The following is a 15,583-nucleotide window of genomic DNA, read 5'->3' as shown; positions in this document are numbered from 1 at the left end:
GCACATGTACCGGGTGCTCGTGGTGGACGACGAGCCGCAGATCGTCCGCGCCCTCGTCATCAATCTGCGGGCCCGCGCCTACGAGGTCGACGCCGCGCACGACGGCGCCACCGCGCTGCGGGTCGCCGCCGCCCGCCACCCCGACGTGGTCGTCCTCGACCTCGGGCTGCCCGACATGGACGGCGTCGAGGTGATCCGCGGCCTGCGCGGCTGGACCCGCGTGCCGATCATCGTGCTGTCCGCCCGGCAGGCGTCCGACGAGAAGGTGGAGGCGCTGGACGCGGGCGCCGACGACTACGTCACCAAGCCGTTCGGCATGGACGAGCTGCTGGCCCGGCTGCGCGCCGCGGTCCGCCGCGCCACGCCCACCGGACCCGACGACGACGCCGCCGTCATCGAGACCGAGTCCTTCACCGTCGACCTGGCGGCGAAGAAGGTCAACAGGGACGGCGCGGACGTACGCCTCACCCCGACCGAGTGGCACCTGCTGGAGGTGCTGGTACGCAGCCCCGGCCGGCTGGTCAGCCAGAAGCAGCTCCTCCAGGAGGTCTGGGGGCCCGCCTACGGCACCGAGAGCAACTACCTGCGGGTCTACATGGCGCAGCTGCGCCGCAAGCTGGAGGCCGACCCGGCCCGCCCCCGGCACTTCATCACCGAACCGGGCATGGGGTACCGCTTCGAGCAGTGACCGGGCTTCCGGTGGCGACCCGGTCCGGTGGCGACCCGGTCCGGCAGTGACCCGGCTCTCCCGGAGCCGCCCCTTCGGGGCAATGACCGGGCTCTGACTGGCCGGTACCCTGGGGAATATGAGTGGTGCCATCCGTTCGGACCGACCCGCGGGACGTTTCCGCCGCATGCTCGACCGCCTGTCCTCCTCGCAGGAGGAGCTGCACTCCGAGGAGCTGCAGAAGGACGCCCTGGCCGTCGGCTGCACGAGGATCTGCGACTGCTCCGACCGCCAGATAGTGTCCGTCACCGGTACGCTGCGTACGGTCACCCTCCGTCCCCGGGCCGGTGTGCCCGCGCTGGAGGCGGAACTCTTCGACGGGTCCGCCGCGCTGGACGTGGTCTGGCTCGGCCGCCGCAGTATCAGCGGTATCGAACCCGGCCGTCGGATCATCGCCTCCGGCCGGATCTCCATGAACCGGGGTCGTCCGGTGCTGTTCAACCCCAAGTACGAACTGCGTCCGGTCGGACAGGAGTAACAGGTGGCGTCGATCGACAACACGGATCAGACGGTCCGCGCGGATTCCCGGCCGCCCGGCGGGAGCACGGACGGTACAGGGACCGACGAGGTCACCGGCGAGGCCGCGGGCGGGATCACCGACGAGTCGCGGGCGGTCACCGAGGCCGCGCTCTTCGACGCCTTCGGCGGGCTGCGCGGCATGGTGGAGACCACCGTGCCCGGCCTGGTCTTCGTCGCGATCTACACGGTCAACAAGGACCTCAAGAGCTCGGCCATCGCCGCCCTCGCGCTGTCGGTGCTGATGGGCGTGGCGCGGCTGGCCCGCAAGGACACCCTCAAGCACGCCTTCAGCGGGGTCTTCGGCGTCGCCTTCGGCGCGGTTTTCGCCATGATGTCGGGCAACGCGAAGAACTTCTATCTGCCCGGCATGCTCTACACGCTCGGCCTGGCCGTCGCGTATCTGGTCTCCGCCGCCGCGGGCTTCCCGCTGCTCGGCCTGATCCTCGGGCCGATCTTCAAGGAGAACCTGTCCTGGCGGAAGCGGAATCCCGGACGGCTGCGCGCGTACACCAAGGCGAGCTGGGCCTGGGGCCTGATCCTGCTGGCCAAGTCGGCGATCCTCTTCCCGCTGTACTGGTGGGGCAACGCGACGCAGCTCGGCTGGGTCAAGGTCGCGCTCGGCATCCCGCCGTTCCTGCTGTCGGTGTACCTGACCTGGATTTTCCTGGTGAAGGCGCCGCCGCCGATCGACGTGATCGCGGAGATGGAGGCGGCCGAGGCCGCGGAGAAGGCCGAAAAAGCCGAAAAAGCCGGAACGGCCGGAACGGCAGAAAACACGGAACAGGCCGAGCGGACGGGCACGACGGGGAAGTCCGCCAAGCACGCCAGGCCCTGACCCGCGCGTCCGTACGGCATGCGGAAGGGGGCGGGCCCGGACCTCACCGAGGTCCGGGCCCGCCCCCTTTTCGCGGGTCGTCAAGGAGCGACTAATCCGTGGCGGTGCCACCGTCGCCCTGGAGCGACAGCAGATCCTCCAACTGCTCCTCCCGGTGCGGCGCGGCCACGAACAGCAGCTCGTCACCGGCCTCCAACGCGTCGTCCTTGGACGGCGTCAGCACCCGGTTGCCGCGGATGATCGTGACCAGCGAGGTGTCCTGCGGCCACTCCACGTCGCCGACCCTGGTGCCGACCAGCGCGGCCTCCTCCGGCAGCGTCAGCTCCACCAGATTCGCGTCACCCTGGCTGAAGCGCAGCAGCCGTACGAGATCGCCGACGCTCACGGCCTCCTCGACCAGCGCCGACATCAGCCGCGGGGTGGAGACGGCGACGTCCACGCCCCACGACTCGTTGAACAGCCATTCGTTCTTGGGGTTGTTGACCCGGGCGACCACCCGGGGGACCCCGTACTCGGTCTTCGCCAGCAGCGAGACCACCAGATTGACCTTGTCGTCACCGGTGGCGGCGATGACCACGTTGCAGCGCTGGAGCGCGGCCTCGTCCAGCGAGGTGATCTCGCAGGCGTCGGCCAGCAGCCACTCCGCCTGCGGGACCCGCTCCACGGAGATGGAGGTGGGGTTCTTGTCGACGAGCAGCACCTCGTGCCCGTTCTCCAGCAGCTCGCCGGCGATGGACCGGCCGACGGCCCCCGCCCCGGCAATGGCGACCCTCATCAGCGCGCCTCCTCGGGACCCTTGGCGAATGCCGCCTCGACCTCGGCGACCCCGTCGGTCCGCATCATCACGTGCACCAGGTCGCCCTCCTGGAGGACGGTCTGGGACGTCGGCACCATCGCCTCGCCCAGCCTGGTGAGGAACGCCACACGGACGCCGGTCTCCTCCTGGAGCGTGCTGATCTTGTGCCCGATCCACGCGACCGACGTGTGCACCTCGGCGAGCTGTACGCCGCCGCTCGGGTCGCGCCACAGCGGCTCGGCACCGGACGGCAGCAGCCGTCGCATCATCTGGTCGGACGTCCACCGCACGGTGGCCACGGTGGGGATGCCCAGGCGCTGGTACACCTCGGCACGGCGCGGGTCGTAGATCCGGGCCGCCACGTTCTCGATGCCGAACATCTCACGGGCCACCCGGGCCGCGATGATGTTGGAGTTGTCGCCGCTGCTGACCGCCGCGAAGGCTCCCGCCTCCTCGATTCCGGCTTCGCGCAGCGTGTCCTGGTCGAACCCGACTCCGGTCACCCGGCGCCCGCCGAACCCGGAGCCCAGGCGGCGGAAGGCCGTCGGGTCCTGGTCGATCACCGCGACCGTATGACCTTGCTGTTCGAGGGAGTGCGCGAGAGTGGAGCCCACTCGCCCGCATCCCATAATCACGACGTGCACGACCGTCCTTCCGGCTGTCAAACGTTTGTGGCCGGGCTCTTGTGGAGCCCCGCGGAGCACTGTTGGTCAGCACAAGCGTCTCAGACCGCGGCCAAAGCTACACACGCGTGCGGCGGGCGAGAAGGTTGCGCCGACCGGACGCACAACTTCCCCACCGAAGCCGTACCCCGCCCGTCACCAAGTCCCCCACAGTCCTTAGGGCAGTGGGGGGAGCGCCCGTATTGACGATCCCTTAACATCGCGGGGTGTCCAAACTGACCGACCTGCCGAAACGGATCCTGATCGGCCGGGCGCTACGCAGCGACAAGCTGGGGGAAACGCTCCTCCCCAAGCGGCTCGCGCTACCCGTCTTCGCCTCCGACCCGTTGTCCTCCGTCGCGTACGCGCCGGGCGAGGTCCTGCTCGTCCTGTCCATCGCGGGGGCCTCGGCCTACCACTTCAGCCCGTGGATCGCCGTCGCGGTCGTCGTGCTCATGTTCACAGTGGTGGCCTCCTACCGGCAGAACGTCCACGCCTACCCCTCCGGCGGCGGCGACTACGAGGTCGCCACCACCAACCTGGGGCCCAAGGCCGGACTCACCGTCGCCAGCGCGCTGCTCGTCGACTACGTCCTGACCGTCGCCGTCTCCGTCGCCTCCGGAATCGAGAACCTCGGTTCCGCCGTCCCCTTCTTCGCCGACCACAAGGTGCTCGGCGCGGTCGGCATGATCTTCCTGCTGATGGTCATGAACCTTCGCGGGGTGCGCGAGTCCGGGAGCATCTTCGCCATCCCGACCTACGCGTTCGTCGTCGGCGTCTTCTGCATGATCGCCTGGGGCACCTTCAAGATCGCCACCGGACACGACATGCAGGCGCCCACCGCGCACTACACCATCCACGCCGAGACCTCGGGCATCGGCGGCTTCGCGCTGATCTTCCTGCTGCTGCGCGCCTTCTCCTCCGGCTGCGCCGCGCTCACCGGCGTCGAGGCGATCAGCAACGGCGTCCCGGCGTTCAAGAAGCCCAAGTCCAAGAACGCCGCGACCACGCTCGCCGCGATGGGCCTGCTGGCCGTCACCATGTTCTGCGGCATCATCGCGCTGGCCATGAACACCAAGGTGCACATGGCCTCCAACCCGGCGACCGACCTGCTGAACAACGGCGTCCCGGTCGGCTCCGGCTATACGCAGGACCCGGTGATCGCGCAGGTCGCCGAGGCGGTCTTCGGCCACAATTCGATCCCGTTCATCTTCCTGGCCGCCGTCACCGCGCTCGTGCTCTTCCTCGCGGCGAACACCGCGTACAACGGCTTCCCGGTCCTCGGCTCGATCCTCGCCCAGGACCGCTACCTGCCGCGCCAGCTCCACACCCGCGGCGACCGGCTCGCCTTCTCCAACGGCATCGTGCTGCTCGCGGGCTTCGCCGCCGTCCTCGTCTACATCTACGGCGCGGACTCCACCCGGCTGATCCAGCTCTACATCGTCGGCGTCTTCGTCTCCTTCACGCTCAGCCAGACCGGCATGGTCCGGCACTGGAACCGGCACCTGCGCACCGAGACCGACCCGGCCAAGCGCCGCCACATGCACCGCTCCCGCGCCATCAACACCTTCGGCGCCTTCCTCACCGGCCTGGTGCTCGTCATCGTGCTGCTGACGAAGTTCACCCACGGCGCCTGGGTCGCGGTGCTCGGCATGATCGCCTTCTACGCGCTGATGACCGCGATCCGCGGCCACTACACGCGGGTCGCGGACGAGATCGCCGCCGAGGACGAGCCGGGCGACGACTACGTGCGCCCGTCGCGCGTGCATTCCATCGTGCTGGTCTCCAAGCTGCACAAGCCCACCCTGCGGGCCCTGTCCTACGCCAAGCTGATGCGCTCCGACACCCTGGAGGCGCTCAGCATCAACGTCGACCCCGACGACACCAAGGCGCTCCAGACCGAATGGCAGCGCCGCGGCATCGACGTACCGCTGAAGGTCCTCGACTCGCCGTACCGCGAGATCACCCGGCCGATCATCGAGTACGTACGGGGCCTGCGCCGCAGCAGTCCGCGCGATGTGGTCAGCATCTACATCCCGGAGTACGTGGTCGGCCACTGGTACGAGCACGTGCTGCACAACCAGAGCGCGCTGCGGCTCAAGGGGCGGCTGCTGTTCACTCCCGGTGTGATGGTCACCTCGGTGCCCTGGCAACTGGAGTCCTCCGAGGTCGCCAAGGCGCGTGCCAGGCGCCGCGCGGACTGGAACGCGCCCGGTGCGATCCGCCGCGGTCCGGTCGGTCCGCCGCGCCGCGACAGGGAGCACACCGGCAACGGCGGACGCCAGAAGTGACGCCCGGCCCGCGGCCCCGGTCCCGGCCGGGACCGGGGCCGCGGGCCGGGACCGGGATTCCGGCCGGGCGCGGGCACGTAGACTGGAGGGCTTGTCCCCTCGGACACCCCGGCACGCGCGGGGCCCGTCCCCGCGCACCCCACCTTGAAGCTCAGGAGCACCGCCCCCATGCAGACCGAATCCGCACCGTCACTGGTCGGCCAGGAGTACGAGGTCGAGGTCGGCCAGGTGGCGCACGGCGGCCACTGCGTCGCGCGCACCGACGCCGGGCAGGTGCTCTTCGTCCGGCACGCGCTGCCCGGCGAGCGGGTCGTCGCGCGGGTCACGGAGGGCGAGGAGGGCGCGCGGTTCATCCGGGCCGACGCCGTGAAGGTGCTGACCGCGTCCAAGGACCGGGTCGAGCCGCCGTGCCCCTTCTCCGGGCCCGGCCGCTGCGGCGGGTGCGACTGGCAGCACGCGGCGCCCGGCGCGCAGCGCCGCCTCAAGGCGACGGTCGTCGCGGAACAGCTCGAACGGCTCGCCGGGCTCACCCCGGAGCAGGCCGGCTGGGACGGCACCGTGATGCCCGCCCCCGGCGACAAGGTCGCCAAGGGCGAGGTGCCCGCGTGGCGGACCCGCGTGCAGTACGCGGTGGACGCCGAGGGCCGCGCCGGACTGCGCAAGCACCGCTCCCACGAGGTCGAGGTGGTCGACCACTGCCTGATCGCCGCCCCCGGCGTCAGCGACCTCGGCGTCGAGGACCGTACGTGGCCGCAGATCGCCACCGTCGAGGCCATCGCCGCCACCGGTTCGAACGACCGTCAGGTGATCCTCACCCCGCGCCCCGGCGGGCGGCTGCCGATCGTCGAGCTGGACCAGCCGGTGTCGGTGCAGCGGATCGGCGAACGCGACCACGCCGTGCACCGCGTCCACGGCCGCCCCTTCGTCCGTGAGCGCGCCGCGGGCCGCACCTGGCGCGTCGGCGACGGCGGCTTCTGGCAGGTCCACCCGAAGGCCGCCGACCTGCTGGTGGAGGCCGTCATGCAGGGCCTGATGCCGCGCAAGGGCGACATGGCGCTCGACCTCTACTGCGGGGTCGGCCTCTTCGCGGGCGCGCTGGCCGAACGCGTCGGCGACCAGGGCGCCGTCCTCGGCATCGAGTCGGGCAAGCGCGCCGTCGAGGACGCCCGGCACAATCTCCAGGACTTCGACCGCGTCCGCATCGAGCACGGCAAGGTCGAGCAGGTCCTGCCCAAGACGCGGATCGACGAGGCCGACCTCATCGTCCTCGACCCGCCGCGCGCGGGCGCGGGCAAGCAGACCGTCCGCCGGCTCGCCGCCCTCGGCGCCCGCCGCATCGCCTACGTGGCCTGCGACCCCGCCGCCCTCGCCCGCGACCTCTCCTACTTCGCCGAAGCCGGCTACCGCCCCACCACCCTGCGGGCCTTCGACCTCTTCCCGGTCACCCACCACGTGGAGTGCGTCGCGATCCTCGTGCCGGAGAAGCCGGAGAAGAAGGACGCCTGACGCCGGAATGACGCGCGGGGCGTCCGGCTCGCCCTGGTCGCCACGGCCGCCGAACACGAGCGGCTGATGGACCGGCTGTCCGAAGCGCCCTGCCCCGACCCGGACCACGAGGGCCCCTGCCCGGTCCCCTGGGCGATGCACAGCATCAACGAGGAACGAGGACTCCCTCCCGCTCCGACAGTCAGTCCGTGAAGTAGTCGGGGTACTGCTCGCGCAGGGCGACGCCGTAGCGGCGGACGCGGCTCACGTGGTCGCTGAGCAGGCGCCTGCCGCCGGTGACGTCGGCGGCTTCGAGGGCGTCGACGATGGCCGTGTGCTCGGCGACCAGGGCGCGGACGGTGTCGGGGTCGGGGAGGCTGAGGCGGCGCAGCCGGTCGAGCTGGAGCTTCATCGGCTGCATGACGGTCCAGACGCCGTGGTAGCCGCTGATCACGAAGATCTGCTCGTGCAGGGCCTCGTCGGCGTCGAAGAATCCGGCGAGGTCCTGTTCCGCCTCGCAGCGGACCTGTTCCGCCAGCAGGGCGCGGCATACGCCCAGGCGGCGGTCCGGCGCGGCGCACGCGACGGCGAAGGCGGAGATCTCCAGGCTTTCGCGGACGAACCGCGCTTCCTCGACGTCGCGCAGGCTGATCTTCGCCACGGTGGTGCCGACTTGGGGGATGACGGTCACCAGCCCGTTGTCCACCAGGCGGGCGATGGCCTCGCGCACCGGGGTCCTGCTCACCTGGAGCCTGGCCGACAGGTCGGTCTCGGACAGCGAGGCGCCGGGCGCGATGCGCAACGTCCTGATCGCCGAGACCAGCTCTTCGTAGACGCGGTCGGAGGTGCGGGCGCGACCGCGGACGACCGGACGCAGCGGGGAGCCGCCGCCGCGCGCTTCCGCTGGGGGGCTGTTCAACGATCGTTCCACCCTCGCAAGATTTTCGGGCCAAACTCCTCGTCAGGATATCGGGATTCGTCCGTCGGGCAGCGGGTCCCGCGCACACCGCGGCCGGCCGGGTCCCGCGACCCGGCCGGCCGTGTGTCTCATCGACGCGACGCGGCGGTCAGCGCTTCGCGCTCTGCGTGCCGGGCGTCACCGTCCACTGGTCGAAGTCGTACGCGACCGACTCGTCGCCGACGGTCGCGGTGAACGTCGAGCCGAGCTTGTCCTGCTGGAGCCACGGCGTGTCGAACAGCTTGAAGCTGTCGTAACCGATCGCCTGGCCGTTGACCAGGTGGGTCGCGCCGGGCGCCTGGGACGCCTTGTCGTAGGTGAGGTCGAGGTCGTCCCCGGCCAGGCTGTGGTAGACGACGCGCGGGGTGGCGTCGTTCACGTGGCTGGTGTCCAGGCTGGTCTGCGTGGTCAGCGCCGTCGCGAAGGCGTCGAGGTCGGCGTACGCGGAGGCGTCGGCCGTCTCCAGCACCCACGCGTTGGTGTCGGCCTGGCTGCGCAGGATGTCGTAGGTGTAGCCGAGCGTCGCGGTCGGGTGGATCTGCGTCGTCGTCTTCACCTTGTTCGACGGGTCGTTGGGCGTCTGGTGGTACCAGGTGCCGGGCTTCGCCAGCTTGAACGCGAAGTACATCGGGCCGGTGCTGACGACCGTCCAGCCGTCCACCTGCTCGCGCTCCACGATCGAACCGTTGTCGGGGAACATCGCGTTGATGTAGTTCGACGTCTGGTCACCCGACGACTTGTAGATGCCCAGCGCCGTCGGACCGTCCTGCATCACCCGGTGGTTGTCGGGCTGGTCGTACGACCCGATCTGCGCGGTGCCCTGGTCGAGCGAGATCCGGAACAGCGGATTCGCCGCGTTGGACTGCCAGCGCAGCACCATCGGCATGTCCTCGATCCAGTTGTCGACCCTGCGGTACTGCGTCTCGGTGGCCAGTCCCCAGGTGGGCCGCACATAGCTGGTGCGGTAGACGTCCATCGCGTTGCCGCTGGAGTTCTGCAGATTCGACTTGTACGCGCTGTACGACTTGTCGGTCATCTGACCGATCTTCACCGCGAGCGGCGGCGGCGTGTAGGACGTGCCGGACCAGGCCAGCATGCCCACGTACTCCAGGTCGGGCCGGTACGCCGACGGCGCGGTGTTGTCCGACTCGCCCACGCCCTGCTGCGCCCGGTGCTCCCCGAAGTACGTCCAGGCGAGGGTCGTGTGGTCCGCGGACCGCCAGGTCGGGTCGTTGGCGGAGGCCAGGTCGCCCTTGGCGCGGCTCTCCGACGAGATCAGGTAGCCGTTGTCCCAGTCGTTCGCCCACTCGAACCACATGACGTCCATGGCCATTTTGACCTCGGAGCGCAACTGCTGGTCGTCGGACCACTGGTAGATCGCGTTCAGACCGACATACGTCATGATCGTGTACTCGGGGCTCTCGTACTCGGCCCAGCCGCGCCGCACCCCGGCCTTGACCATCTCCTCGATGTTGGCCTTGCTGCTCGCCTTGAGCGCCGCCCCGGAGCTGCCGTTGAGGTCGGCCACGTCCGGGAAGTACTGCCCGACCAGATAGCCGGTGACGTACGTGCTCATCCGCAGGTTCTCGGTCTGCGGGAGCTTCTGGTAGCCGTACTTGGCGAAGTACGCGCGCACGTCCTGGAGCATCGCGGGGCTGAACTGGTCACCCGCCATCAGGTACGTGTACATCTTCGCCATGATCTTGTACTGCTCGTAGTCGTAGCCCTGGTAGAGCTTGTCCAGCTTGCCGAGGTTGGCCGCCACGTTCTGGTGGTCCACCAACTGCGCGGTGTACTGCGCCACGTTGATGGGGCCGTCCTCCTCCTTCATGGCCTTCGTCCGGTCCCACAGCCACTGGGTCCGGGTCTGCTGGGTGCCGGGGAACGGGGCGGGAGCCGCGGGTACGTACGTGGCGGTCGTGACGTGCACGGGGGCGCTCAGCGCGCTGACGTGGCCGAACGCGTCCTTCGCGCGCACCGCGAAGTCGTAACCCGTGCTCGGCATCAGGCCGGTGACGACCGCGGAGGTGCTGGAGCCGCTGACCGAGGAGGCCAGGTAGCCGTCGCGGTAGATGTCGTAGCCGCTGACCCCGGTGTCGTCGGTCGAGGCGTTCCACAGCAGCGGGACGCTGTCCGAGGAGGCCGTCCCGGCGTGCAGGGACGTCGGCGTGGTGGGCGGCGCGCTGTCGGACACCGCGCCGGCGTCGTACACACCGACGTTGTCGACGTCGATCGCCTCATCGGTGCCGCCGGTGTCGACGCGTACCTGGAAGCCGAGTTCGACGGTCGTCACGAGCCGCTGGCCGCCGTTGGGCACCACGGTGAAGCGGTACTCGGGGATGTCGCTGTCGTCGACCGTCGCCAGGGCGCCCGACGTGCTCTTGTACGCGGCGGTGCCGGTCAGGCTCACGGCCGGTACGGCGAACCGCGGCACCAGGACGTTGTCGGCGTTGCCGAACTGGATCTCCGCGTAGATGTCCTTGGCGACGGGCTTGCTGCTGGCCGCGGCGCGCTTGAGGTCGAACTTCAGGACGAACTGCTCGGCCGGGCTGCCGACCGGCGCCCCGTAGACGGCGTTGACGCGGCTCACCAGCGAGCCGGTGGAGAACCGGTGGTAGAAGTAGCTGGCGAGGTTGGTCCCCTGGGAGGCGTCGCGCAGTTCGAGCGCGTTGTTCCCGCCGACGCTCACGATCTGCTGGCTGCCCCCGCCCGAGGCGGTGGACATGGTCAGCGGACTGGTGCCGCTGTCCATCGTGGTGTCCATGTCCGCCGCGAGCAGGTTGACCTGTGGGTCGTCGGCGGCGACGGCACCTTGGGACGGTGCCGCGAGGAGCACGATGACGCACGCGGACGCCACGGCTCCGTACAGGACTCTCATTGATCATCCTTTCGTTGGCACTGGCTGACTTGCCGACCGTTGAACCGACCGGCTACTTGACCGACCCCGCGACCAGGCCCTTGCTCCAGAAGGACTGCAAGGACACGAACATGGCGACGACGGGCACGACCGAGAGCAGCGCGCCCGTGACGACGGTCGCGTAACCGATCGGATAACCCTGCATCTCACGCCATCCGACGAGCCCCACGGTCACGGGCTGGAGCGATCTGTCGGCGAGCATGAGCGAGGGGAGCAGGAAGTTCGTCCAGATCGCGACGAACTGGAACAGGAAGATCGTCACCATCGCGGGCGCCATGATCCGCATCCCCATCACGAAGATGCGGAACTCGCCCGCCCCGTCGATCCGTCCGGCCTCGATCAGCGCGTCCGGGATCGACGACGCGGCGTAGATCCGGCTCAGATACACGCCGAAGGGGCTGACGATGCTGGGGATGAACACCGACCAGAAGGTGTTGATCACGCCGGTGTGGCTGAAGAGCAGATACAGCGGGACGGCGAGTACGGGGGCGGGCAGCAGGACGGCGGCGAGCACCGTGCCGAAGACCGCCTCACGGCCGGGGAAGGGGAACTTCGCCAGCGCGTAGCCGCACATCGTGGCCAGCAGCGTGGAGACGACGCCGCCGCCGACCGCGTACAGCAGCGAGTTCAGCAACCAGCGGGAGTAGATGCCGCCTTGGGCCTCGAACAGCGTCTGGACGTTGTCCCAGAGGGCGAAGTGCGCGCCGAACCAGAAGCCGTTGCCGGAGAAGAGCTCCCCGCTGCCCTTGGTGGCGGAGACGATCAGCCACCACACCGGGAGCAGGAAGTAGAGGGCGAACAGGCCCATGACGGCCAGCACGAACATCCGCGAGGCCGGGTTCACGGTCGTCAGCGGGCTGCCCGAGGCGCGCTTGGGCCCCGGTCGCGGCTTCGGGGGAGCCGGCGTGGCGGGCGCGGGTGATTCCACGGTGGCGGTCATCAGTCGGTCCTCTTGGCCGACGCGCGGAAGACGGCGACGGAGAGCACACAGATCAGCGCACCGAGCACCACCGACTGCGTGGCCGCGTAGTTGAAGTTGTTGGAGGAGACCGACCGCAGCGTGGCCATGATCGGCGTGTAGGTGGAGGACAGGTTCGGTGCCACGGACTTCATGGTCGCGGGCTCGTTGTAGAGCTGGAACGTGCCGATGATCGAGAAGACCAGGGTCATCAGCAGGGCGGGGCGGATCTGCGGGACCTTGATCAGCCACGCGGCCCGCCACCCCGTGCAACCGTCCATCGCGGCGGCCTCCATGGTCTCCTCGGGGATCGCCTGGAGCGCCGCGTACAGCAGGATCGTGTTGTAGCCGGTCCACGCCCAGGTGAGGATGTTCGCGATCGAGAACGGCAGCGCGGCGTCGGTGACGAAGCTGGCGTGGACGCCGATCGAGTCGAGCGCGCGGGTGATCGGGCTCAGCGACGGCGCGTACAGGAACGACCAGACCAGTCCCGCGATCACACCGGGCAGCCCGTAGGGGACGAAGTAGGCGAGCCGGAAGAACCGGCCGCCCTTGATCGCCGCGGAGTCCAGGAGAAGGGCGAGTACGAGCGCGATGCCGAGCATCACCGGCACCTGGATCACGCCGATGAACGCCACCCGTCCCAGCGAGGCGAGGAAGTCCGCGTCGTGGAACACCTCGACGTAGTTGTCGAAGCCCGCGAAGACGGTCTTCGAGCCGCCGAGCCCGAGGCCGGAGCGCTTCACCGAGAACAGGCTCTGCTCCAGTGAGTACGCGGTGGGGATCAGGTAGACGACGACGAAGAGCAGGAGGAAGGGCAGGACGAACGGCGCGGCCCGGCGGAGCTCGCGTAGTCGGCGCCGTTGAGTCGTCACGGAGGACACGGTCACCTTCTCTCTGAAGGAACGTGGGTGCTGGGGGACTTGTCGGGGCGAGGGCGAGGGCGAGGGCGAGGGCGAGTCGGGGGCGAGGGCAGGGCAGGGCGGCGGCGGGGGTGGCGGATTCGCGGCCCCCGCGCGGCCCTTCTTCCTGGCCCCGGCTAATTGACCGAGAAGCCCTGGGACTTCAGCGCCTTGAGCGTGTCCTTCTGGGCGTTGCCGAGCGCGTTCTCGTACGTGGCCTTCTTCGTGTGCACCTTGCCGAGGCCGTCACCGAGCGTCGTGGCCGAGATCGACATGATCGGCCCCCACATCCAGCCGGAGTTGACCTTGGCCGACTCGGTGCGGAACAACTGGTAGACGGGCTGGCCGCCGTAGTAGCTCTGCGGGGCGTCCAGCGCGGGGTTGGTGAGCCCGGACTTGGACGCGGGCAGGATGGCCGCGGAGGCGATGAGGTTCGACACCGACTCCTTGTCCGTCGACATCCAGGTGGCGAATTCGGTCGCCTCCTTCGGGTGCGAGCAGTCCTTCATCACGGCCGTGGCCGATCCGCCGGAGTTCCCGACCGTGTCCGTACCGGCCCATCGGGGCATCGGCGCGACGGCCCACTTGCCCGCGGAGCCCGAGGCGTTGTCCCGGATCAGGGACGCCGACCAGACGGGACCGACCTCGGCCCAGACCGTCCCCTTGCTCCACGCGGAGTACAGCGCCGCGTCGAAGGCGGGGTACGAGGCGAGCAGCCCCTTGTCGTACAGGCCCTGCCAGTAGTCGCCGACCTTGCGATTGGCGGCGCTGTCGAACGACACGGACCACGCGTCGTTCTTCACCCCGAACCAGGGGGCGCCGCCCTGCCACGCGAACCCGGCGTAGAGGTAGGGGTCGGTGGGCAGGTTCATGATCCGCGACGCCGGGTCCGCGGCCTTCACCGCGGCGGCGGCGGCCGTGAACTCGTCCCAGGTCTTGGGCAGCGCGATGTGCGCCTTCTTGAACAGGTCGGCCCGGTAGAACATCGCCATCGGCGCGGTGTCCACCGGTACGCCGTACGCCTTGCCTTCGACGCCGACGTTGCCCCACACCCAGTCGGGGAACTCGCTCCTGCCGTCCTTGACGTATGTGCTGACGTCCTGGAGCACGCCCGCCGCGAGGAAGCTGGAGAACGTCTCGTACCCGACCTGGGCCAGACAGGGCGCCTTGCCCGCCTTGGCGGCGGTGAGCATCTTGTCGTAGCCGCCGGCGCCGCCGTTGGTGATGGCCTCGTACTTCACGTGGACGTCGGGGTGCGTCTTGTTCCAGAGCGCGACGGACTTCTCGTAGCCCGCGGCCCAGCCCCAGAAAGTGATGTCCGCCGGGCCGCCGGTGTCCGCCTTGGCGCTGCCGCTGCCGTTGCCGCTGCCGCCGCCGCATCCGGTCAGCGCGAGGCTGAGCGCGGCGAGGACCGCGGCGGTGGTGAGTCTTGCCCTGCGCATGATCATGGCGACCTCTCGGTTTGCTGCTGTACAGCGCGGTTCGTGTCTTCGTGCCGTGGTGATGGGGGGCGTTGGCGGGGGCGATGAGGGGGCGATGGGGGAGCGGACATACCGCCGCGGACGACACCGGGTAGGCGACCGGGATACTTGCATACAAGAATACTGGCATGCAAGGATTCGGACGTGAATCCTCCCCGACCAGCACGCATCCAGGAGCAGGCACCCCCCGGCCCCGCCGGAGGGCTGTCGCCGATCACCCGGGACCGCACGCGGAACCGCGCCTCCGACCACGTCTACGACGAGTTGGTCTCCGCGATCCGCAGACTGCGGCTCGCCCCCGGCTCCTCCCTGTCGGAGACGGACATCGCGGAACGGCTGCACGTCAGCCGTACGCCCGTCCGGGAGGCCATCGCCCGGCTCGCCGACACCGGCCTCGTCCACGTCGTGCCGCAGGTCGGCACGCAGGTCGGGCTGATCCGGCTACGCGACGTCGAGGAAGCGCGCTTCGTCCGCGAGAGCCTGGAGGTCTCGGCCTTCGAGGCGGCCTGCGGCAATCCAGCACTGGACGTCGGCATCCTCCGCGACCTGCTCGAACAGCAGGAGCACGCCTACCGCACCGCCGACTACGACACGTTCTTCCAGGCCGACGAGGCCCTGCACAGTGCGATCTTCACCCTCAGCGGCCACCCCGGCGCGTGGCAGGTCGTCCAGCGGATGAAGCTGCAACTCGACAGAGTGCGCCGGCTCGCCCAACCCGACACCGCCACGATGCGTGACCTGATCGACGAACACCGGCTGATCGTCGACGCGTTGGAGTCCCGCGACATCGCGGGCGGGCGCGCCCTGATCAGCCGTCACGCCAGACGCGCGCTCGAACGCGTGCCAGGGCTGCGCGCGCAGTATCCGCACTACTTCACGGCGTGACCGCGCGCGGCGGCGTACGACCGGGCGCGGGGGCGTATGACCACGCGCGGCAGCGTCGTACGACCGGGCGGGGCAGCGTCGTACGACCGCCCCATAACGTGCACGACCGCGCACGACCGCGCACGACCGCGCATGACAGCCAGGTGCATCGAATCACCGCGACGAAA

Annotated in this window: 13 protein-coding genes; 6 read left to right on the top strand and 7 right to left on the bottom strand. The window is 69.7% G+C overall.

The window, feature by feature from the left end; genetic code table 11:
- The first annotated feature begins 4 nt into the window (after positions 1 to 4).
- The 3 genes from ACIQCJ_RS16770 to ACIQCJ_RS16760 all read left to right on the top strand — a co-directional run bounded on the left by ACIQCJ_RS16770 (position 5) and on the right by ACIQCJ_RS16760 (position 2,081).
- Positions 5 to 688, top strand: coding sequence for a response regulator (locus ACIQCJ_RS16770; RefSeq protein ID WP_188282663.1), 684 nt, complete (start codon positions 5 to 7; stop codon positions 686 to 688).
- 118 nt (positions 689 to 806) lie between these two features.
- On the top strand, positions 807 to 1,205 hold the full coding sequence (locus ACIQCJ_RS16765) for an OB-fold nucleic acid binding domain-containing protein (protein ID WP_188282613.1): 399 nt from the start codon (positions 807 to 809) through the stop codon (positions 1,203 to 1,205).
- A gap of 114 nt (positions 1,206 to 1,319) precedes the next feature.
- A complete protein-coding gene (locus ACIQCJ_RS16760) occupies positions 1,320 to 2,081 on the top strand; it encodes a DUF3159 domain-containing protein (protein ID WP_402711756.1) in 762 nt (253 codons plus the stop codon).
- 91 nt (positions 2,082 to 2,172) lie between these two features.
- Here the strand turns inward: ACIQCJ_RS16760 and ACIQCJ_RS16755 are convergent, their stop codons facing one another.
- A complete protein-coding gene (locus tag ACIQCJ_RS16755; protein WP_402711716.1) occupies positions 2,173 to 2,856 on the bottom strand; it encodes a potassium channel family protein in 684 nt (227 codons plus the stop codon).
- Positions 2,856 to 3,521, bottom strand: coding sequence for a TrkA family potassium uptake protein (locus tag ACIQCJ_RS16750; protein ID WP_355338509.1), 666 nt, complete (start codon positions 3,519 to 3,521; stop codon positions 2,856 to 2,858). The genes ACIQCJ_RS16755 and ACIQCJ_RS16750 overlap by 1 nt, the downstream gene beginning before the upstream one ends.
- A gap of 245 nt (positions 3,522 to 3,766) precedes the next feature.
- Here ACIQCJ_RS16750 and ACIQCJ_RS16745 point away from each other — a divergent pair, with 245 nt between their 5' ends.
- Together ACIQCJ_RS16745 and ACIQCJ_RS16740 are read left to right on the top strand one after the other, a co-directional pair.
- Complete coding sequence (locus ACIQCJ_RS16745; protein ID WP_355338512.1) at positions 3,767 to 5,830, top strand: APC family permease; 2,064 nt, start codon at positions 3,767 to 3,769, stop codon at positions 5,828 to 5,830.
- Between the two features lie 168 nt (positions 5,831 to 5,998).
- Entirely contained in the window at positions 5,999 to 7,336 is a 1,338-nt protein-coding gene (locus ACIQCJ_RS16740) for a class I SAM-dependent RNA methyltransferase (protein WP_401857140.1), read from the top strand.
- Positions 7,337 to 7,517: 181 nt separating this feature from the next.
- Here the strand turns inward: ACIQCJ_RS16740 and ACIQCJ_RS16735 are convergent, their stop codons facing one another.
- From ACIQCJ_RS16735 to ACIQCJ_RS16715, 5 genes are all read right to left on the bottom strand, one after another.
- A complete protein-coding gene (locus tag ACIQCJ_RS16735; RefSeq protein ID WP_391048870.1) occupies positions 7,518 to 8,234 on the bottom strand; it encodes an FCD domain-containing protein in 717 nt (238 codons plus the stop codon).
- A gap of 148 nt (positions 8,235 to 8,382) precedes the next feature.
- Positions 8,383 to 11,151 (bottom strand): fibronectin type III domain-containing protein, encoded by a 2,769-nt coding sequence (locus ACIQCJ_RS16730; protein WP_402711715.1) that lies wholly within the window; start codon positions 11,149 to 11,151, stop codon positions 8,383 to 8,385.
- Positions 11,152 to 11,203: 52 nt separating this feature from the next.
- Positions 11,204 to 12,130, bottom strand: a complete 927-nt coding sequence (locus tag ACIQCJ_RS16725; protein ID WP_355338524.1) for a carbohydrate ABC transporter permease — start codon at positions 12,128 to 12,130, stop codon at positions 11,204 to 11,206.
- On the bottom strand, positions 12,130 to 13,023 hold the full coding sequence (locus ACIQCJ_RS16720) for a sugar ABC transporter permease (protein WP_355338527.1): 894 nt from the start codon (positions 13,021 to 13,023) through the stop codon (positions 12,130 to 12,132). Before ACIQCJ_RS16720 ends, ACIQCJ_RS16725 begins: the two co-directional genes overlap by 1 nt.
- Before the next feature lie 164 nt (positions 13,024 to 13,187).
- Positions 13,188 to 14,492, bottom strand: a complete 1,305-nt coding sequence (locus ACIQCJ_RS16715; RefSeq protein ID WP_402711714.1) for an extracellular solute-binding protein — start codon at positions 14,490 to 14,492, stop codon at positions 13,188 to 13,190.
- Positions 14,493 to 14,675: 183 nt separating this feature from the next.
- On the opposite strand from ACIQCJ_RS16715, the gene ACIQCJ_RS16710 reads away from it, so the two are divergent.
- Positions 14,676 to 15,416 (top strand): GntR family transcriptional regulator, encoded by a 741-nt coding sequence (locus tag ACIQCJ_RS16710; RefSeq protein ID WP_355338533.1) that lies wholly within the window; start codon positions 14,676 to 14,678, stop codon positions 15,414 to 15,416.
- Positions 15,417 to 15,583: the final 167 nt, after the last annotated feature.

Origin of the sequence: Streptomyces sp. NPDC093221, assembly GCF_044753885.1 — a bacterium.
Lineage (GTDB): Bacteria > Actinomycetota > Actinomycetes > Streptomycetales > Streptomycetaceae > Actinacidiphila.
This window is presented reverse-complemented; position numbering and strand designations above follow the sequence as displayed.

Excerpts from the sequence above, each read along its gene's own strand:
- ACIQCJ_RS16765 (WP_188282613.1), top strand. The coding sequence starts at position 807 with ATGAGTGGTGCCATCCGTTCGGACCGACCCGCGGGACGTTTCCGCCGC.
- ACIQCJ_RS16770 (WP_188282663.1), top strand. The coding sequence starts at position 5 with ATGTACCGGGTGCTCGTGGTGGACGACGAGCCGCAGATCGTCCGCGCC.
- ACIQCJ_RS16725 (WP_355338524.1), bottom strand. The coding sequence starts at position 12,130 with ATGACCGCCACCGTGGAATCACCCGCGCCCGCCACGCCGGCTCCCCCG.
- ACIQCJ_RS16740 (WP_401857140.1), top strand. The coding sequence starts at position 5,999 with ATGCAGACCGAATCCGCACCGTCACTGGTCGGCCAGGAGTACGAGGTC.
- ACIQCJ_RS16715 (WP_402711714.1), bottom strand. The coding sequence starts at position 14,492 with ATGCGCAGGGCAAGACTCACCACCGCCGCGGTCCTCGCCGCGCTCAGC.
- ACIQCJ_RS16730 (WP_402711715.1), bottom strand. The coding sequence starts at position 11,151 with ATGAGAGTCCTGTACGGAGCCGTGGCGTCCGCGTGCGTCATCGTGCTC.
- ACIQCJ_RS16755 (WP_402711716.1), bottom strand. The coding sequence starts at position 2,856 with ATGAGGGTCGCCATTGCCGGGGCGGGGGCCGTCGGCCGGTCCATCGCC.